At 35.6% G+C, this 20,364-nt stretch carries 17 protein-coding genes and 1 riboswitch; of the genes, 5 read left to right on the forward strand and 12 right to left on the reverse strand.

The annotated features are described in order from the left end of the window. Window positions 1-12: 12 nt before the first annotated feature. A complete protein-coding gene (locus tag ACTSKG_RS10130) occupies window positions 13-1,305 on the forward strand; it encodes an ATP-binding protein (RefSeq protein WP_464754514.1) in 1,293 nt (430 codons plus the stop codon). 528 nt (window positions 1,306-1,833) lie between these two features. Then, window positions 1,834-1,989, forward strand: coding sequence for a YfhD family protein (locus ACTSKG_RS10135; RefSeq protein ID WP_464754515.1), 156 nt, complete (start codon window positions 1,834-1,836; stop codon window positions 1,987-1,989). A 51-nt stretch (window positions 1,990-2,040) separates the two neighbouring features. Here ACTSKG_RS10135 and ptsP read toward each other — a convergent pair whose 3' ends face one another. From ptsP to ACTSKG_RS10170, 7 genes are all read right to left on the reverse strand, one after another. Continuing rightward, the gene (gene ptsP, locus ACTSKG_RS10140) at window positions 2,041-3,768 is read right to left on the reverse strand and encodes a phosphoenolpyruvate--protein phosphotransferase (RefSeq protein ID WP_464754516.1); all 1,728 of its coding nucleotides are present in this window, start codon (window positions 3,766-3,768) and stop codon (window positions 2,041-2,043) included. Beyond that, window positions 3,765-4,034, reverse strand: coding sequence for a phosphocarrier protein HPr (locus ACTSKG_RS10145; protein WP_464754517.1), 270 nt, complete (start codon window positions 4,032-4,034; stop codon window positions 3,765-3,767). Before ACTSKG_RS10145 ends, ptsP begins: the two co-directional genes overlap by 4 nt. 41 nt (window positions 4,035-4,075) lie before the next feature. Further along, entirely contained in the window at window positions 4,076-5,230 is a 1,155-nt protein-coding gene (locus ACTSKG_RS10150) for a mannitol-1-phosphate 5-dehydrogenase (protein WP_464754518.1), read from the reverse strand. Window position 5,231: 1 nt separating this feature from the next. Beyond that, window positions 5,232-5,669, reverse strand: a complete 438-nt coding sequence (locus tag ACTSKG_RS10155; RefSeq protein WP_464754519.1) for a PTS sugar transporter subunit IIA — start codon at window positions 5,667-5,669, stop codon at window positions 5,232-5,234. A gap of 16 nt (window positions 5,670-5,685) precedes the next feature. After that, complete coding sequence (locus tag ACTSKG_RS10160) at window positions 5,686-7,794, reverse strand: BglG family transcription antiterminator (RefSeq protein WP_464754520.1); 2,109 nt, start codon at window positions 7,792-7,794, stop codon at window positions 5,686-5,688. Between the two features lie 71 nt (window positions 7,795-7,865). Continuing rightward, window positions 7,866-9,230 (reverse strand): PTS mannitol transporter subunit IICB, encoded by a 1,365-nt coding sequence (locus ACTSKG_RS10165; protein ID WP_464758010.1) that lies wholly within the window; start codon window positions 9,228-9,230, stop codon window positions 7,866-7,868. Between the two features lie 1,192 nt (window positions 9,231-10,422). After that, window positions 10,423-11,409, reverse strand: coding sequence for a phosphotransferase enzyme family protein (locus ACTSKG_RS10170; protein ID WP_464754521.1), 987 nt, complete (start codon window positions 11,407-11,409; stop codon window positions 10,423-10,425). A gap of 260 nt (window positions 11,410-11,669) precedes the next feature. On the opposite strand from ACTSKG_RS10170, the gene ACTSKG_RS10175 reads away from it, so the two are divergent. Continuing rightward, entirely contained in the window at window positions 11,670-12,593 is a 924-nt protein-coding gene (locus tag ACTSKG_RS10175; RefSeq protein WP_464754522.1) for a S66 peptidase family protein, read from the forward strand. A 717-nt stretch (window positions 12,594-13,310) separates the two neighbouring features. On the opposite strand, the gene ACTSKG_RS10180 is transcribed toward ACTSKG_RS10175, so the two are convergent. After that, complete coding sequence (locus tag ACTSKG_RS10180; protein WP_464754523.1) at window positions 13,311-13,730, reverse strand: pyridoxamine 5'-phosphate oxidase family protein; 420 nt, start codon at window positions 13,728-13,730, stop codon at window positions 13,311-13,313. Between the two features lie 78 nt (window positions 13,731-13,808). Continuing rightward, entirely contained in the window at window positions 13,809-14,681 is an 873-nt protein-coding gene (locus ACTSKG_RS10185) for a patatin-like phospholipase family protein (protein ID WP_464754524.1), read from the reverse strand. A 201-nt stretch (window positions 14,682-14,882) separates the two neighbouring features. Continuing rightward, window positions 14,883-15,041, forward strand: a riboswitch (cyclic di-AMP (ydaO/yuaA leader). Between the two features lie 6 nt (window positions 15,042-15,047). Here ACTSKG_RS10185 and ACTSKG_RS10190 point away from each other — a divergent pair. Next, window positions 15,048-16,874, forward strand: coding sequence for an APC family permease (locus ACTSKG_RS10190; RefSeq protein WP_464754525.1), 1,827 nt, complete (start codon window positions 15,048-15,050; stop codon window positions 16,872-16,874). Window positions 16,875-17,022: 148 nt separating this feature from the next. On the opposite strand, the gene ACTSKG_RS10195 is transcribed toward ACTSKG_RS10190, so the two are convergent. From ACTSKG_RS10195 to ACTSKG_RS10205, 3 genes are all read right to left on the reverse strand, one after another. Next, a complete protein-coding gene (locus tag ACTSKG_RS10195) occupies window positions 17,023-17,202 on the reverse strand; it encodes a hypothetical protein (protein WP_464754526.1) in 180 nt (59 codons plus the stop codon). A 195-nt stretch (window positions 17,203-17,397) separates the two neighbouring features. After that, window positions 17,398-18,492 carry a threonine aldolase family protein gene (locus ACTSKG_RS10200; RefSeq protein ID WP_464754527.1) on the reverse strand — a complete coding sequence of 365 codons (1,095 nt, stop codon included), beginning with the start codon at window positions 18,490-18,492 and terminating at the stop codon, window positions 17,398-17,400. 92 nt (window positions 18,493-18,584) lie between these two features. After that, on the reverse strand, window positions 18,585-19,298 hold the full coding sequence (locus ACTSKG_RS10205) for a gamma-glutamyl-gamma-aminobutyrate hydrolase family protein (RefSeq protein WP_464754528.1): 714 nt from the start codon (window positions 19,296-19,298) through the stop codon (window positions 18,585-18,587). Window positions 19,299-19,457: 159 nt separating this feature from the next. On the opposite strand from ACTSKG_RS10205, the gene ACTSKG_RS10210 reads away from it, so the two are divergent. Next, a complete protein-coding gene (locus ACTSKG_RS10210; RefSeq protein WP_464754529.1) occupies window positions 19,458-20,339 on the forward strand; it encodes an SDR family oxidoreductase in 882 nt (293 codons plus the stop codon). The last annotated feature ends 25 nt before the right edge of the window (window positions 20,340-20,364 follow it).

The raw sequence follows: 20,364 nt of genomic DNA on the forward strand, positions 1-20,364 counted from the left end.
AGAGGTAATCCTTTGGAATTAACTATGCACTTTTTTTTCAACCTATCTTTGTTAGTAGTGTTACTTTTTTTAAGTTTACTATGGGCTGAAAGATTAAATAATATTGGATCTATTCAAGTAGTAGCAACCTTGTATTTTGTCGTTAGTTTCTTTATCAGTTATGCCTTTAGTTACCCTATACACGAAGGTTTCTTATTCGATTTAAAGAACATTCCAATAATCGTTAGCGGACTCTATATGGGATTAGGCCCTTTGTTGGGATTACTTACCATTTGCATAAGGGGATTCTATGGTTTCGACACAGGTTTTTGGGTGACGGCGACACTTTATGGGGTTATTTCTTTTACGTTATGGCGACTATCTCCATCATTTTTAAACCAATCTTCGAATCTTCGAATCCTATTTTCAGTGGCAATAACATTTTTTTTTAGTTTTATACAAACAATCTTGGAATTTATTCATTTACCTTATCCTTCTTATGACTTGTATTTTGCGTTTCTAGTTATCCAGCCATTAGGGGTTGGTATGATTACATATTTTATCGAGGAAATTACCAAAACTATTCAGCTACGCCATCAACTATTAAATACCAAAAGGCTAGAGGCAGTTGAACAAATGGGTGCAGCTATTTCTCATGAGATCCGCAACCCACTAACAGCTGCTATTGGTTTTGTTCAACTCTTGCAACTAGAAAACATATCAGTAGAAAACCGTGTTCAATATCTTTCTATTATAAAAAAAGAACTCAAATCAGCTGAAAAGGTGATTCAAGATTACTTAACTTTTTCCAAGCAAGAAACCCTATTAACTGAATCTCTTATTGTTCATGAAGAACTACAGCAAGCGATTGAACTATTACAACCTAATGCAAATCGAAATTCTGTTCAAATAGTTTCAATCTTTTCAAATGACATTATTATTAATGGTGATAGGCAAAAGTTCCATCAATTTTTAGTAAATATTATAAAAAACGCGATAGAAGCAATGCCTGAAGGAGGTATATTAACTGTTGAAATGGAGTGTGCTCCAACAAATGTTAGTATTCTTATAAAGGATACTGGAGATGGTATGACTTCTGAACAATTGAAACATTTAGGAGAGCCATACTACTCTACAAAAGGAAAAAAAGGTACAGGGCTTGGTATGATGGTTGTGTATAGCATTGTACGTGCCATGAATGGAACGATACATGTAGAAAGCGAAGTTGGAGTTGGCACTACCTTTAAATTCACTTTTAATTCCTCACTAATAATGCCTGAACAAAAAGATGCGGATGAATTTAAAAGAGAGTTTGTAATGAATTGAATCAATTTCATAGTTTAAAATTAGAGCATAAAACACGAACAATATTTAAGTGAAATGTTAAACATGTATCATATACTCTTCATAGATCAGCATGATTTCCGCTATCGGCGGACGCTTTCCGCGGGGTGAGCGATGAGCCATCACCCCCGCATTCGCGTCGTTTGCGATGTCTCATCTGTCTTTAGAGGAACGAAGGCTAAGAGCGCCACATCGTGTGGCAACGCCTTCGTGACCCACATCCTGTTGGCCTCCGTCCGGAGTCGCCGCCTGTCGCTCCAATCAACAAATAATCATTGTTCGTGTTTTAATAATTACATGCTATTTATGAAATTAACTCAATTACACTTTTGTATTATTGTGCCAAGTTGCTTATCGAGCTTGCTCATAGACTCACAAATTTATGTTACTTAAAAATTTGTGAGTAAAATTAATATAAACACAATCGCACTGAGGATTAATCTCGGTGCTTTTTTATGAGTAAAATCTAGTTTTTGCGACATATTAAAAATATGCGAAAGGAGGATTCACATGGGTAGAGATAATAAGCAAGGTAAAAGCAAAAACAAAGATTCACTTCCTCAAACACCGAAAAATCAAAAAATCAAACCAAATGAAGTTCAAGAAGAATTTTCAAGAGAGTTTGCTGAACTTGGGGAAAATGGAACGAAGAAAAAACGCAAATAAATATTAAATCCCACTGGACTACATTTCAGTGGGATTCTTTTTACTTCTCTATTAATCTAATTTCATATTTAACTCTTGTATAACGTATTTCCTAACTTGTTCGGATGTCTGCATATTTAATGCTCTCTCAACAAGTTTTTTCATTTCACTTTGTTTTAATTGATTAATTTGACTTCTAGCTTTTAGCATGGATGGAACACTCATGGAAAACTCATCTAACCCTAGCCCAACTAATAATGGAATTGCAATTGCATCGCCCGCCATTTCACCGCACATACCTACCCACTTTCCTTTTGCATGTGCTGCATCTATAACCATTTTAACTAATCGTAAAATAGCAGGATTATATGGTTGGTATAAATATGAAACTCGTTCGTTCATTCTATCAGCAGCCATTGTATATTGTATTAAATCATTCGTCCCGATACTGAAAAAGTCAACTTCTTGTGCAAATTGATCTGCAAGTACTGCGGTCGAAGGAATTTCTACCATAATACCAATCTCTATATTATCTGCCACAGCAAATCCTTGCTCCTGCATAGATTGTTTTTCTTCTAGCAATAGATGTTTTGCTTCTCGGAATTCTTCTAAAGTTGCAACCATTGGAAACATTATTTTCAAATTTCCAAAACTACTCGCTTTTAATAAGGCACGTAGTTGGGTACGAAATAGGTCTTGTTCAGCTAAACACAGTCGTATCGCTCGATATCCTAGAAATGGATTCATCTCTTCTGGAAGATTTAAATATGGAAGTTGTTTATCTCCACCAATGTCTAAAGTTCGTACGACAACAGGTTTGTTCCCCATACTTTCTAACACTTGTTTATAAGCTCGGAACTGTTCTTCCTCAGAAGGAATGGATTCTCTTTCCATATAAAGAAATTCAGTTCGGTAGAGACCTACCCCTTCCCCTCCATTTTCAATGACACTTTCGACGTCACGTGGTGTTCCAATGTTTGCAGCTATTTCAACCCGTTTACCATCCAATGTGATAGTTTGTTCATTTTTCAGAAACGCCAATTTTTTCTTTTGGTCTTCTAGCTGACTGCGTTTTTCCTCATAAAATGAAATCACATCTTTAGAAGGATTAATTAAAACCTCTCCATTGTCTCCATCAACAATAATAATATCCCCGTTCCTAATTGTTGATGTTGCTTTTGATGTTCCAACAACTGCAGGAATCTCTAGCGTACGGGCCATAATTGCAGAATGGGAAGTACGTCCTCCCATATCTGTTGTAAAACCTTTAGCAAATTGCTTGTTCAATTGTGCCGTTTCCGAAGGAGCTAAGTCCTCCGAAATAATTATTACTTCTTCGTCTATCATTGCAACGTTAGGAATATTAACTCCTAAAAGCTTTGCTATTACTCGCTTTGTTACATCTTGTATATCAGCTGCTCGTTCCCGCATATATTCATTATCTAGCTGTTGAAACATTTCGATTAAAGTATCTGCTGTTTCTTGCAAAGCAGCTTCTGCATTTATCGCTTCTACTTGTATTTTATTTTCTACAGAACTTAGAAGTTCCGGGTCATTTAATACAAGGATATGTGCGTCAAAAATTGAGGCATTTTCTGCTCCTAGATCATTAGCAGCATGTTTTCGTATTTCTTTCAATTCTTGTTCAGCTTCCGTTAATGCTAAGTGAAACCTTGTTATTTCATCTGCGCTGTTGGTAATTGACCTTTTAATGACAGTCAATTTTGGTTCAACTAGCAAAAATGCTTTACCTATTGCTATGCCACTTGAGGCAGCAATTCCTACTATTAGATCATTCATGATTCTATAATTCCTTCGTTTTTAAGAAATTCATCAATATTATTGAGCGCATCCTCTTCGTCTATTCCTTCAGTTATTATTGAAATGGAACCACCTCTAGGAATACCAAGAGACATGACTCCTAAAATAGATTTTAAGTTTACTTTTTTCTCTTTATATTCGATAAAGATATCAGAAGAAAATTTCGTTGCAACTTTCACGAGTCCCGTTGCAGGTCTTGCATGGATCCCAGATTCAGCTACTACCATATACGTATTTGTTTTCAAAATAATCGTCTCCCTTATAATCTAACTCGAAGATAGTTTTTTTATTTCTTAGCGATTTGTTTATATTGTTCGTACACTGCTTCAAATAAATCTGTACCAGCTTTTAATCCTGTAAACGTTTCTATTGCAAACTCTATTCCTTTTTGTTGAATCGTCTCTTGAATTTCTTTTGCTTCTGGGTCTTCCTGATAATCATAATGTAATGCAGAGGCAATACCCCTTGCTAAATAAACAGGTATTTCTCTAAACATATCAACATATTGTGTTGCTGGACGTACAAGCCGATCATTACTTTTAAGCTTGCGCATTGGTGAACGTGCTACCCTTGTAGTATCATCCGATATAAATGGATTTGCAAAGCGACCAATTATTTTTTGAACGTATTTTTCATGTGCTTGTTCATCAAATGAATATTTTGTAGTAAGATACTTGCTTGTTTCTCTTAATACATTTTCAGTCAGTTTTCTAATCTCTACATTCTCAAGTGCCTCGTGCATACTTCTTATACCGGCTAGATAACCAAAATATGCAACAACAGCATGCCCTGTATTTACAGTAAATAACTTCCGTTCTATAAAGGGTTGTAAATCCTGTACAAATGTTATACCTTTCACAGGTGGATTTTCACCTTTTATTTCTGATTCATCTACAACCCACTCATAAAAAGGTTCTACCGTAACGGCTAATTTATCTATGTTTGTTTGGTTTGGAACAATTCGATCTACTGCTGCATTTGGGAAACTAAAATGTACATCAAATAGAGATTTCTCCTCTTCACTTAGCTGTTCATATACTTTTTCTTTTAAAAAAGAACTACCACCAATCATGTTTTCACAAGCGATAATGGTTAGTGGCTCTTTGGATAGTGTAAGTCGTTTTTTTAGTCCGTTTGCTATTAATCCTGCAATAAGCGGAAGTATGTTTGGACCAACTGCTGCGGTTACAAGGTCAGCATTAGCAATTGCTTCTACGACAAGTTCAGGATCCCTTAGGCTGTTTATTGCATGTACATTTTTTACAAGTAACTCTTCGTGATTCTTCTCTGCAAGTTGAACGGTATATTGATTCTTTTCGTTCAGTAAGTCAACAATCTCTCTATTTACATCTACAAAACAAGTGTTATATCCAGACTCATACAATAAACATCCAATAAAACCTCTTCCAATATTCCCAGCCCCAAAATGAACAGCATTCATCTTAGTTCACTCCTTCAAAAAATGAAAGCACTTCTTCTTGTGAAGTAGCATGAACAATTTTTTCGACATTTTCTATTTCGGATACAGCGATTGCAATATTTGATAGAATCTCCAAGTGGTCGTCACCTTTACCAGCAATACCAAAAACTAATTTAACGATATTCCCATCACCAAAATCCACCCCATCTGGAATTTGAATAATGACAATTCCAGATTCTTTTACGTCTTTTTTAGCTTCATCCGTACCATGTGGAATAGCGACAAAGTTTCCCATATACGTTGAAGTTATTTCTTCTCGCTCTAACATTTTTTCTTTATATTCTGGATTAACGTATCCACGGTCTACTAGCATTTGTCCTGCTAACTGGATTGCCTCTTCCTTTGTTGTAAGTTGATGATTTAACATGATGTTTTCCTCTGATAAAATTGGCAATACCATAATCATAACGCCTCCATTATTTTAAATTTCCATCGATAAAATGCTCGAACTTTTCGGCTAAATAAGCTTGTATTCGCAATCCATCTTCGGCTTCAAATAGTTTAATACTCTGTTCATTTTCAATAATAATTGTACTAATTAGGCTAAGTACTTCCAAACCTGGTTCATGAAAAGGTTGTGGTGATAGCAATAGTAATAATGTGTGCACTTCCATCTCACTTCCATCCATCCCTTTCACGATGACAGGCTGTTCCAGTTTATGGATTGTAAAAGATGGTCTGCAAACTTGTTCGATACGAGTGTGATATAAAGCAAGCTTTGTTTCTGGGATACCAATACCACCAAGCGCTTCTCGTGCAAATAATGCTTCCACCACTACAGGAGCTTCTTGAATTATCTGTTGTTCTGCTAACAAATTACATGCATCTACAATACATTCTTTTGTTGAGATTTGATTTTTTGGAGAAGTGAGATGAAAGTTTGTTAAAACTTCCGCTATCGTTCCTGAGAATTGATGAATCTTCTCCATTTTTTTCTTTAACACTTCAACAGTAGAGTAGCTTTCTTTCATAGCGGGAACTGGCTTTTTTATTAACATTTGCCTTCTTGCGTATAATTGTACTTGAGTAATTTCATCTCTTGTCATAAAAGGGCTAACCATCATATACTCCCTAGGAAACGCTTGTAAATAAATCGTTGATATTACCAAATCTCTTTCCGATAAAGAAAGTTCATTTAACTCAAAAATAGAAACATTGATAACTTCTGCAATTTCAGGTATCTCTCGCTGTAACCTAGATGCAAGTAATTTAGAGGTTCCGATACCACTAGAACAAATAATATAAGCTTTTAAATCTCCTTTTCCCAACAAGCCAAGCAGCGCAGATCCAAAATGCATGACTAAGTATCCAATTTCTTCATCAGGAATTACTATAGTTGGAAAGACTTTTTCAGTTGCAACTTTCACTTGTTCAAACAACTCTTCGTAATCTTTTTGAATATTTTTTAATAGTGGATTAAATATACCCATGTTTTGACGAATCCGATAAATTGCTGGCTTTAGGTGAGTAACAAGCCCTTCTAAAAGGGATTCATTATTCATTAACTGATAACCTGTAGCTTTTTCCATCAGCTGAACTAATTTCTTCGCTTGCATATAGGTTTCTAAGTTAGAGGCTTCATGTAAAATACCATCTTGTTGACGGAGCTTTGCACCTTGAAGATGCATCGTTATATAACCTACTTCCGCTTCAGGTATATCAACTTGAAAACTGTCCATTAGCTTATCAATAATTTTCTTGGCAATTGGATATTCCGGTTCAAGTGCTATTTGTTTTAAATACATTTCTTCTATTTGAATGTTTTCTCCTTGCAAAATACGTTCAATCGCTAATGCAAGATGTACTATAAGTCCAACGTAAGAGTTGTCTGTCATAGAAAACGATAGATTCGGATCTAAGTCCTTCATCACGTTTTCTATCTTCACTAATTTTTTACGGTCGACAAGATGCATTAGTCGTTCAGAAATGGGATCATCATGTTTTCCTGATTGTTGATGAATTTGTTCTTTTATAAGGGAAAATAAGCCCTCTTCCTTTAATGTCTTTGCAATCGCATAACTGATTGCCCTACGCTTCGCTTCCTCTGTTCCAGATAGCTCAACACCATATCCTCTTTTTTTCAAAATGGAAAGTTGGAAAGGCTTTAATTGCTCTTCCAGTTTCATCAAATCTGCACTTACGGTTGAGATAGAAACCCCAAGATCTTTTGAAAGCGTAAAAAGTTTAACAGGTTCAGATGATTCATACAACATGGATAGAATCATCGTTTGCCTTTCATCTAATGTGTATTCCCTAAAAGTAAACTCTTCAAGCTGTTTTATTAATTCGAGTTTACCTTTTTCCTGTCCAATAATTTGAACTCCAACCCCTGATTTTCTTATCAATTTAAGCTGATAGGAATTTAAGAGCTCTTCTATTTTGTTCAAATCACGATGAATTGTACGAGAACTCACATCAATTTTCCTTGATAGCTCTTTAATCGTTACTTCATCCAGTTCTACGATTAATGTTTCAATAATCATTTTTTCACGTGCTGAAATATACATGTTAAACACCTCATTCATAACGTTCCAAAATCATTGGCAAAACTCAGCCTATGTTTCGTTTGAAATAGGCCGAGTTCCGTAAGTTTCCATTATTTTTTTAATTGGTTAATTAGCTCATCATATTTCGGGCTATTTAAAAAGTTCTCTACCGAAATATGTTTCGCATGTGGTGATTTTTCTTTTGCACGGTTCGTCAAGTCTTTATGAGTAATAATAACCTCTGCATCCTTTGGAAGGTTACTAATAGAAGTATTTGTTACAGAAATATCTAGACCTGCTTGTTTCATTTTATTTTTTAATATGGAAGCTCCCATTGCACTTGACCCCATGCCTGCATCACATGCAAATATTATATGCTTTACAGCTGATAGTGAATCGTCATGTACTGAGTCTAGACCTTTTGTAGGTTGAATAAACTCAGCTGCTCTACTTTCTTTTCCTTTTAAAGCAGAAGTTTTTTCTGTCGCTTTCGCTAAATCATCTTCACCTGTATCTTTAGAAGATTTTAGAATAATAGAAGCAACAATGAACGACACTGCCGTTGCAACTAGTACTCCAAGTATTACTCCTAAATAATTCCCCTTCGGCGTTAATAGCATAATTGATATAATACTACCTGGTGATGGTGCAGCTGTTAAACCTGCTCCAAATAGTTGTAGTGTAAATACTCCAGATGCTCCCCCTGCGATTGCCGCAACTAATAATAGTGGTCTCATTAAAATGTAAGGGAAGTAAATCTCATGAATTCCGCCTAAGAAATGAATAATTACTGCTCCAGGTGCGGTTTGCTTCGCTATTCCTTTTCCAAAAATCATGTAAGCAAGTAGAATTCCAAGTCCTGGCCCTGGATTTGCTTCTAGTAAAAATAGAATAGATTTACCCGCGCTTGCGGCTTGATCAATTCCTAATGGTCCTAAAATACCATGATTAATCGCATTATTTAAGAACAACACTTTGGCTGGTTCTATGAAAATACTTGCTAATGGTAATAGATTTGCATCAACAATGAATTGAACACCTGATGCAAGCCAGTCCGTAAGTGCATTAACAGCAGGCCCTATCAACTTGTAGGCAACTAATGTTAGTCCTCCACCAATAATTCCTGCTGAAAAGTTATTCACTAGCATTTCAAAGCCTGGTTTAATTTTTCCTTCAATTAAATTATCGAACCATTTTATTGCTATACCACCTAATGGTCCAACAATCATCGCGCCAAGGAACATTGGTATACCGGCCCCAACGATTACCCCCATCGTTACGGTTGCACCAACTACTCCACCTCGTAAACCATGAATTAGACGTCCTCCTGTAAACCCGATTAAGATAGGTAGTAAATATGTAATCATTGGTCCAACTAATTCCGCTAAACTATCATTTGGAATCCAGCCGGTTGGTATAAATAATGCCGTTATAAGACCCCATGCGATGAATGCACCGATATTCGGCATAATCATCCCACTTAGAAAACTACCAACCCGTTGTACTTTTACTTTAAACCCTGAACTTTCCCTCTGCTCATTTGTCACCTTACAATCCCCCTTTTTTGAATGTAAAATAATCGCTTGTTAATGTAATAGTAAAGCGTTTACATTTTATATTCAATTAAATGAAAACGCTATCATGTCTTCTTCATTGTTGCCAAATATACACTTGTTTACGTGCATATGCTTATAAGTCTTTTCATATGATGTTTCTTTTGTTTTTAATACGATAACTCAGAAAACTCTAGCGTCCTTTAAGTGCATCTTGTTTTTACTATTTCCGGAGTGCTTTGGACGAAACATTGACTACACTATTACCGTGGGAATTTTTGTGGATCGTGAAGTGACTGCGTCACTTCACGATCCATTTTTTCAGTAATCTTGTGGCGGGTGTTTGTCCGTCGCCCTCTTGAAATATGTAGAGACATGGTACACTAGACTTGGTTAATGAGAGAATAAATTCTTTCCTATTCTTTTAAAAGCAGACGAAGATGCAATTTCGTCTGCTAAAGCCTTCTTTATCAATGAATACTGCCTATTTTTTTCAAATTTCACAGGATTACTGGTACGATTAAGTTTACATGTTCAACTAAAAAGTTAAAAACTGTCATAGAGCGATAATTGTAAGGTGAAGGCTACAGATTCTACTCTGATAGCAACAAAACCCTTGAAGAAAGCAACCAATCTTCTCGTGAGAGCAACCATTTCTCTATGTAAAGAGTTAACTTTATGTGAGATGGCTCAATTCAGCGTTATACAATCCTGTGAAACAAAAAAAACATGAACACGCTATATCATATACTTTCTTAATCTTTAAGAAAAACGCAAACGTACTTTAAGCACCTGGTCTTTTCTATTTCTCGAGTGCTTTAGACTAAACCTCAACTACACTTTTTTCGGTAATCTTGTAGCGGATGTTTGTCCGTCACCCTCTTAGAATATCTAGAGACACGGCGCCTTAGGTTTGGTTAATGAGAGATTAGATACTTTCCTATGCTTATACGAAGATACAATTTCGTCCGCTAAAGCCTTCTTTATCAATGGATACTATCTATTTTTGCTTTGGTTCCGCTCGTTCCTTATCTTATAAAAAAAACCGCACTGGTAGATGAATCCTCTACCAGTACGATTTTTATTTTTAAACAGAAAAAATCCTTACTATTTATTATTCAAAATTTCCAAAATTTTTTCTAATTTCATCCGTTTTAATTATTATCTTTTCCCGAAGATTTCTCAGCCATGCTGGATAATCCTCCGCACTTCTTTTCTCAGTTGCCCGTAATAGTCTGGCAAATTGATATAGTTTTGCGAATTTAATAAACATAGGAAATTGACTTACAAGTTCTTCATTCAAATCATTTGCAGATCGATATCCTTCTAAAAAAGCTTGAACTCTCCTTTTGGATATTGGATCTTCGCTTTCCAATTCATCCATTAAAGCCGTCACCACGTCTTGAGCAAACCAATGGTACATAGAATCGTCAAAATCGATGACCTCAAAAGTCGAATTCTTTTCATCATAAAATAGATTGTCCAATTGAAAATCATAATGGATTAAACCATACGTATTTTGAGAAAATGGAAGTGTTCGAAAAAAGTTCGAGATGAAATGAAACTCATTAAAAGCGTCTTTTTCTTGTGGATGATGGTCAAGCACATTTTCAATAAATAATAATGTATCCTGCCAACTATTCCTCTTATTATTACTAGGTTCATAATTCATAGACAAGTTATGAAGGATGGCTAATGATCGGCCCCATCGCTCTATTTGAGAGTCAAGTAAGTCTTCCTCATCATCTAATTGAATTCCATTAGCTTTACTGAAAACTACTCCAAAATAAACACCTTCCAAAGTCTCAACAGTTTCAATAAAATTATTATTTAGAGAAGCGACAGGAGATACACAAGGATAACTATTGCTTTTCAAGTATTCCATAAAGTTAAGTTCTGCCTTAATTTGTTCTAAATTATTTTCTTTTTCGAAACTAAAACGCAAAAAGTACTTTTCTCCTTGTCTTTCGAAAGCACAAATAAAGTTTGAACTAGCTCGCCAAAACGTAAGGGTTCCTTCATCATGTTCCCAATTCTGTAGAAGACTTTCTGCTACCTTTAAAGAAGAGAAGCCCGCCTTCATCGTACTCAATTCCATCATTTTTTCTTTTCCTCCCGTTGCTTAGAGAGGAATAAACTTGTTAAGAAACAAGCCCTCTCATTTGCAGTTTATTTTGTAATAGAAGTTCTAACAAAATAAAGTCACCCCTTCCCCATCTCGGCAAAAATGCCTTACTAAATATAACATTACCATAATATTCCGAACTATTTTTATTATATTTTTTATTTGGTCATGCCTTTCAACTCGAAGGAGTAAAATGAAGTATATGAGTACGTTTTAATAGGGAGGAGCAACAAAATTTGGCGACGAAACCAGGTCAATTGAAAGCAGGGGATACTGTTGGAATTGTCACTTTAGGAAGCCCATTAGGTGCAAGTGTCATAAACGAAGGAATTACGACTCTTCGAAATATGGGTTTTAATGTGATACTAGGAGATTATGTATATTCATCGAATGGATTTCTTGCAGGAACAGCTCGACAGAGGGCCTCCGATTTAATGAGAATGTTCATGAATAAGGACGTAAAATGGATCTTACCTACTAGGGGAGGTGTTGGGGTAGCAGACATATTGCCTTTTCTAGATTTTTCAATCATTGCGCGCAATCCAAAAATCATCTCAGGTTATAGTGATATTACAGTGCTACAAAATGTCTTGTACGAATACGCTTCTTTAATCTCTTTCCAGAGTCTCCTACTCCTTGACTTTAATTTAAAAACTCCGGCCTATAATTTTAACCAATTTTTCGCTGCCACATCAACATTAAGTGCTCCTTGGGCAATTAGAAATCCTCCTGAGATCCAATTAGTAAGTAAAGTACCAGGAAACGTTACAGGTCCCATTGTTGGCGGTAATTTAACATCTTTTATAGGTACTTTAGGAACGTCTTATGAAATCAATACAGCGGGAAAAATTTTGGTATTAGAAGAGACTCATGAACCTACCAACACCATTTACAGATATTTACAACATCTTTTTTTAGCTAAGAAGTTCGATGATTGTGTTGGCATCATCATGGGGGATTGTACAAAATGCGTGGATGCTTATGGAAAAACTTATGAGGATTTAATAAATGAGTTCTTAGTTCCTTTAGGAAAACCTTTAATGACTAATCTTGCAACTGCACACGGGAAATATAAAGCTACTATCCCGTTAGGTGCAACACTAAATTTAAATACATATAACAATACATTAACTGTAATGGAACCTGTAGTTAGTCTATGAAAATTGAGTTAGGGTAATAAGAAAAACGCAAGCGCCCTTTAAGTGTATCTTGTCTTACTACTTCCAGAGTGCTTTGGAATACACTTTTTTCGGTAATCTTGTGGCTGATGTTTGTACGTCGCCCTCTTGGTATTTATGAGGACATAATGCGTTTGGTATGGCTAATTAGAGAAAAAATACTCCCCTACTCTTCTAAAAGCTTCCGAAGATACAATCGGGAGCTCTTCACTTCTTTATTAGGAGATGCAACCTACTTTTTCTCTGCTTCCACTTGCCATAGTAGAAACAAAGGAAAATGCCAGTTGATTAATTAGACGAAGCAAATTCTTTCCTTTTTTGGACTGTGGATTGGAACGGCCGTCGTTGACTCTTAGGAGATTAGGAAGCAATTCACTTTTTTAAAAAAAGTTAAAAACTGTCATAGAGCAACTAATTACAAAGTGAAAGCTACAGATTCTATACTAACAGCAACCATTTCTCCATCTATCAAGTTAACTTATAAGAGATAAGAGCAAATCCTTTTACGATTCAATAGAAAGTATTACAAAACACCAGGAAAAGTTGATTATTTTCATACCATTAAAACACACCTCACTGGTGACTGAAGCCAGTGAGGTGTGTTTATGTGCGCAATACACTACATGAAAAGTAAATTAAGTTATACAATGAAGAAAGAATGTTGTTGGATATGTCCTAATCAGTAAAAAATATCCCGTATTAGATTTCTACAACTTGAGGTTCTCCGCCACTTGTGTTCATCACTCGAATTTGTGTTGGGGTTATTTTCAAAATGATTAGATCAGGGTCATCTGGTCCTGTAAACCACCCCTTTAACGCTTTATTCCATACTTTTTCTTTTAAACTTTCCTCATCTGATTCTTCCACTATGCCCTCAATTTCCAAAAAAGAGTCACCCAATCCTTTACCATCATAGCCTAAAAGAATATGGGTGTTCGGATTTTGTTCAACTTCTTCTACTTTATGCGTCTTTTTACTTGTTGCTGTATACATGATGAAATCTTCATTAAAGAAGGTCATATATCGTGAATGCGGTTTATTTTGCTGAATCGTTGCCATCGTTCCGATCATGTTATCATTCAAAATTTTAAGTGCTAACTCTTTTGCTGTTATCGCCATTTTTATTTCTCTCCTTTTGTAACCCTCTTTCTTATTATTCCTTTGCTAAGGCAAAATAAACATTTGCTCTTTGAAAACTTACCATGTTTTTAAAAATTGAATGGCGCACTCTCTTCCTTTTTGAAGTAATGCATTTTTTTCCTCTTGATTTAAATCAAATTGCGTAGCACCATAGTCGTCCACTGGAATAAAAATTATATTTTTTTCATGTCTTCTAGAAATATATCTTTCATCATGTGCATTCTTCATTGTCGAAAAAAGTGCTTCAAATAACTGTAATCCGTTATCTATTTGGAACCCTGGAAGATCCTCGGAACTTGCACTTAACTTGAAACCAAGGACTGGCCGCTCTTTGTTTCCATTATCAAACATCCACATTGGAAAATTACTCAATACTCCACCGTCAACAACAATCGTATCACCAGATCCAACTTTCAATCTAACGGGTTCAAAGAAAAATGGTATACTACAGCTCATTCGTAAAGCTCGAGCTATCGGAAAGCTTGCTTCTGAAATTCCATACTTTCCAAGGTCATCAGGAAGAACAATCATCTTGCCATTCGTTAAATCTGAAGCTACGACCTTCAAAGCTCCTGGCTGTAAATCTGAAAAAGAATATACCCCTTTTAATGCCAATTTTTCTAAGAACCAGTTTTCTAGAACTTTACCTTGGTATAATCCTAGTCGCCAATAAAGACTGATCCACTTCATGAATGGAATCGGAAGTATGGATTTACGTTGATCGAGAAAAGTCATAGCATCTAATTCATCTAGCATTTCTTTTATTTCCTTACTTGAAAATCCGGCCGCAATGAAGGCTGCAAGAATGGCACCTGCACTGGTACCGGCAACACGCTTAAATCGATATCCCTTTTCTTCCAACACTTGATACGCACCTACTAACGCGTAACCTTTTAATCCACCTCCCGAAAACACCCCATCTATTAACATATAAACCTCTCCCTTTTTTCTGTCTCTATTACACTTTAAGAAGGAAGAAAGGTAATTAGAACATAAGTCGACAAACTAATAATTATAGTCAAAAAGCCCATTAACTTTGGGAGCTTAAACGGAATATTCAACTAATCCTAGATTTTTAATTTTGTTATTTACAAGTTGAAATTACAGGAGTATTATTGGGCTCAGTTTTAATTTGCTACATCGCTTAATCCTTATGGAACGGGGAAACCAATCATATGTGATTTGAATGTATTTATGTATCACATGGGGTGAATCCTACAATCGTAGGTAGGGATAATCTTTTGTCCCAAATCCGACAGCTAACCTCGTAAGTGTAAAAAGAAAGGGAGAGAAAGAATGTTATCAGCTGTCAAAAGGTTTTTAATAGGTCGTCCATTAAAATCCTCAGAACTAGGTGAACAAAAGCTTAATAAAACAAAGGCTTTAGCCATACTGTCTTCGGATGCACTTTCGTCCGTTGCATACGGTCCAGAACAGATTTTACTTGTTTTAATGACAGTGAGTACAATTGCCTTTTGGTATTCTATCCCAATAGCCGCAGGAGTGCTTATCTTACTATTCGCGCTAATTTTGTCTTATAGACAAATCATATTTGCCTATCCACATGGTGGAGGTGCTTACATTGTTTCGAAGGAAAACCTTGGTGAGAATGCAGGATTGGTTGCAGGTGGATCTTTATTGGTCGATTACATCTTGACTGTGGCGGTTAGTGTCTCAGCGGGCACAGATGCCATTACTTCTGCAATTCCAAGCTTACATGAGCATAATGTTGTTATCGCAAGTGTGCTCGTTGTGCTCATTACAATATTAAATTTAAGAGGTTTAACCGAGTCCGCTTCGATTCTTGCCTACCCAGTCTATTTATTTGTATTGGCATTGTTTATATTAATTGGAGTTGGATTTTACCATATAATAACTGGAAATGTCTCTCCTGAGTTGCATGCTCCCTTAGGAACTCCAGTTGCGGGTATTAGCTTATTCTTGTTACTTAGAGCCTTTGCATCGGGTAGCTCCGCTTTAACAGGAGTTGAAGCAATTTCTAATGCAATCCCTAACTTTAATCACCCTGCTCCAAACAATGCTGCAAAAACCCTAGCCTTTATGGGCTCTCTACTCGCAGTCATGTTAGTCGGCATAGTCTTTTTGGCTTATTATTATGGTATTTCACCTAAAGTGGAGGAAACTGTGGTTTCACAAATTGCTTCTGTAACTTTTGGAAGAAATTTTATGTATTATTTTATACAGGGAACAACAGCATTAATTCTTGTGCTCGCTGCTAATACAGGGTATTCAGCTTTTCCTCTATTAGCTTTTAACCTTTCTAAGGATCAATATATTCCAAGCATGTTTAAAATGAGAGGAGACCGATTGGGATATTCTAATGGAATTATTACGCTTGGGATCACTTCTATTCTTCTCATTATTATTTTTAAAGGTCAGACCGAACAACTCATTCCACTTTATGCAGTAGGTGTATTTATTCCATTCACCTTATCTCAAACGGGAATGCTTGTGAAATGGTTTCGCGAAAAGCCAAAGAACTGGATTGGAAAATTATTGATTAACTTTATTGGGGCAATTATTAGTTTTACAGTTATGATGATTTTCTTTATTACTAAGTTTGGGCAAGTATGGGCAGTGTTAATATTCGTACCTGTATTGATTTTTATTTTTCACAAAATAAAAAATCACTATAATTCCGTTGGTGAACAATTGAGCATAACTAATAATTGTTCCATAAAACCTATTGAAGGAAATGTAATTATTGTTCCTATCGCAGGGATTACTTACGTAGTCGAGAACTCATTGAATTATGCCAAGTCATTAAACCCAAAACAAATTATTGCCGTTAATGTTTCTTTTGATCGTGAGGAAGAGAAAAGGCTAGTAGAGAAATGGAGTAAATGGCAACCTGATATTAGGCTAGTAACTTTATATTCACAGTACAGAAGCATTAATTACCCATTGGCTAAATTTATCAGTAAAGTGGAGAATAAAGCGTATGAATCTAACTATACAGTAACCGTTTTAATACCCCAATTTATACCAAAAAAAGGTTGGCACAATATTCTTCATAACCAGTCAAGTTTACTTATAAGAACAATTCTTCTTTACAGAAAAGATGTAATTGTAACAACAGTACCTTATCATTTTAAAAAGTAAATTTTAGGTCGATAAACTCTTTTTTGAGTTGGCATTAAAAATCTACAGAATGAGCAGTAAAAAACAAAAGGTTTCTGGAAGATTTTACATCCTTGAAACCTTTTGTTTTTAATTTACTAATAGGATAATGCTCGATGGGTATAAGATTCTATTGATTTAATCGAGATTGATTATTTTGATTCGTGGGTTTATCTTTATTTTCATTATCATTGTTTTTCTTTGCTTTGTTATTTTGACCCTTTACCTCTAGATCATCAGGGCTAAGATCATATCCAAATCCATATTCCTCACGATCCAGTGAATTTTTCTTATTTTTATCTTTCACCATGAGCTTTCACCTCCATGGAGAATAAGTTGTGCAATTAGATAGTTTTTATTCATCGTTGTTTTGAAATACTAATTGGCTTTTCTTTTGTACTCTCGAACCTAGGAATAACTAATAATTATAATCTGAATGAAGATTGTCTGCTGTTAGATTTAATATTGTATACGCTTTTTCCATTGCATATGACTGTCCAGTATATTACTTTAAACTCTTAATCTTTTCATTTAGTAATTGAAATACTTGTTTCACTTTTTCTTTTGGGAGAGTCGCATATTGATCACCTACACTTACTTCGTAACTACATGTTCCCTCTATTGATTCTCTTAAATAACTAGTTAAGCCAACTCCTGTTGAATCATATATTTTAACTAGAATAGACTCCAATTGCTCTTTTGGTATATGAAAATGGACATGAAACATATTAGAAACTGGTTCTAGTGGCATTGTTGAAACTGCATGACATGAATTGAAAAGTTTAGCAAGCTCCTTCGCGTCTTCGAAGTATTGTCTCATTTTTGGTATTCTTTTATCAAAATAATAATCTGAACTTAAAATATAAGGATATAAGCTGATTAAATCCCCACCATGGCGTCTTTTCCACACTTTCGATTCTTCGGTAAAGGATTTATCGCCAGCTAGAATCGCTCCTGCAATTCCACCAATCCCTTTGTAAAAAGATAAATATACACTATCAAAAAGACTGCATACTTCGGCTGCGGACTTTTGATAAAATGGAAGAATTTCAGGTAGTCGTGCACCATCTAAGTGCAGCTTTATTCCTCTATTACGACAGAAATTGGATATTTCTTCAAGCGTTTCGTAATCTGGCAACTGTCCTCCAATCTCACGTTGAGGCAATTCGAGCAACAAACATGCCACTTCATCTTTCATATTCAACACATCATCTAATTCTATTAATCTATTTTGTTCTGCTAACAATACAGGCTCGATCTGATGTAATTGTTTTAATCCATCTTCCTCATGAATCTCTAAATGACATAATGGATGATATGCAACTTTCTTTATACCTTTCTCATCACACCAAATGCGTAATGCGATTTGCTGAGCCATTGTTCCACTTGGGAAAAAGACAGCTGTTTCTTTTCCTAAATAAGATGCAATCTTCGCTTGGAAATCGTCGATAATCTTTCCGTTACCATATACATCACTTTCAATCTGTCCTTCAACCTCTTGTAAAGCATCTTTTAGTATCTGAATATTTCTTTTCCCATGACCCGATATTTGATATGTTGTTTGTTTAAATGCTTGTAATAAAGTATTTGCTTCGCTCATTCCCTCTGTCCCCCGCCATTTTTCTAATAATTACAATAAATCTAATTGTATCGTACAAGAGCAATTTAGAATAGTTTTGGAGCTAAAATTCTTTACTCTTTTCTCTTCAAAGCAGCTTCTATATATGCTTTAAATATACGTTTAGAGGCACTGTCACCATCTATTGCAAACTCTTCCGGATGCCATTGAAAGCCAAATACAAATGAGTGTTTCGTGCTTTCGAGACATTCAATTATTCCATCTGTTGCTGTTGCAGCTACTAGTAGATCTTTCCCTACTTCATTCACAGCTTGGTGATGAAACGAGTTTACTTTAAACTCATCTTCTTTTAGTAATTCAAATAAGCGACTTTCTTTTTCTACCTTAACAGGATGTGATCTATGTACACGTTCTGCATTTTGTAAGTGTTGCATGACAGCCTCTTTACGCTGGGAATGTATGGACTGAAAAAGTGATCCGCCAGTCGCCACATTTAGCATATGTAGACCACGGCAAACACCTAAATATGGTTTATCCATCTCTAGTATTTTTTGTACGAGCATAAACTCCATTTTATCTAGCTTTGGTGTTATTCTTCCGAGTTGTATATGTGGCTCTGTATCGTAATAAGATGGATCGATATCTTCTCCCCCCGTAACAAATAATCCATCAATTTGTTTACATAACGCATCAATATCTTGCTCTGGTATAAGTGGAATTAAGACCGGAATTCCACCTGCCTGAGTAATCGCTTTTCCATAAACAGAAGGCATAAAATAGCTTCCATCCTCTTTAACTTCTACTGTTATACCAATAATCGGTTTCATGTAAATTCTCCGTTCTCATTTTAAGTACATTCAAACTGATATACCCTTTTCTTTTAAAAGAAAAACGAAACTAAAAGTTCCGACAAAAACTTTTTCATAAGTTTGTTTTTGATTAGGAAGGGAACTATATCATTAATGAATATTTAAAGGAGGATCACTATGTCAACAGATAAATATGAAAAAATACACCTAGAGGTTTCTGGTCAGACGCAAAATCAACAACCTGGTATCGAAGAAGAGATGAATCCCGCTCCTATTTTTGACGACAAAAACTATAAAGGATCAGGAAAATTAAATGGAAAAGTAGCACTTATTACAGGTGGAGATAGTGGGATTGGCCGAGCTGTTTCAATTGCTTTTGCTAAAGAAGGGGCAAATGTCGCCTTTGTTTATTTGGATGAAAATGAAGACAAAGATGCAGAAAAAACAGTGAAACTAATAGAAAATTATGGAGTTAAGGCATTGAAAATAAAAACAGACATAAGCGACGATGAAAATTGTCAAAATGTAGTGGACCAAGTCATTGAATCATTTGGGCAAATAAATATATTAGTAAATAATGCAGGTAAACAGTTTCCGACAAAGGATTTTTTGAAAATTACACCTGATCAGTTACAGGAAACGTTTTCGACAAATATTTATTCTATGTTTTACTTAACTCAAGCCGCATTGCCTCATATGAAAAAGGGGGATACCATTGTAAACACTTCTTCTGTTACTGCATATAACGGTTCGCCTGAGCTTATTGACTATTCAGCAACAAAAGGTGCCATTACTACTTTTACTCGATCCCTCGCTCTAAATCTAGCGGAAAAAGGAATTCGAGTGAACGCTGTTGCACCGGGTCCTATATGGACTCCACTTATCCCTGCAACATTCGATAAACAAAAAGTAAAAGAACACGGGGATAATACTCCTGTAGGCAGACGTGGTCAACCCGCGGAAAACGCTCCTGCTTATGTATTTTTAGCATCTCCGGATTCCAGTTATATGACTGGACAAACGATTCATGTGGATGGTGGGGACTTTGTTGGGTCTTGAATAGTGTCCCTTCCCTGTGATACAA

This window comes from Psychrobacillus syltrankelensis (genome assembly GCF_055454035.1).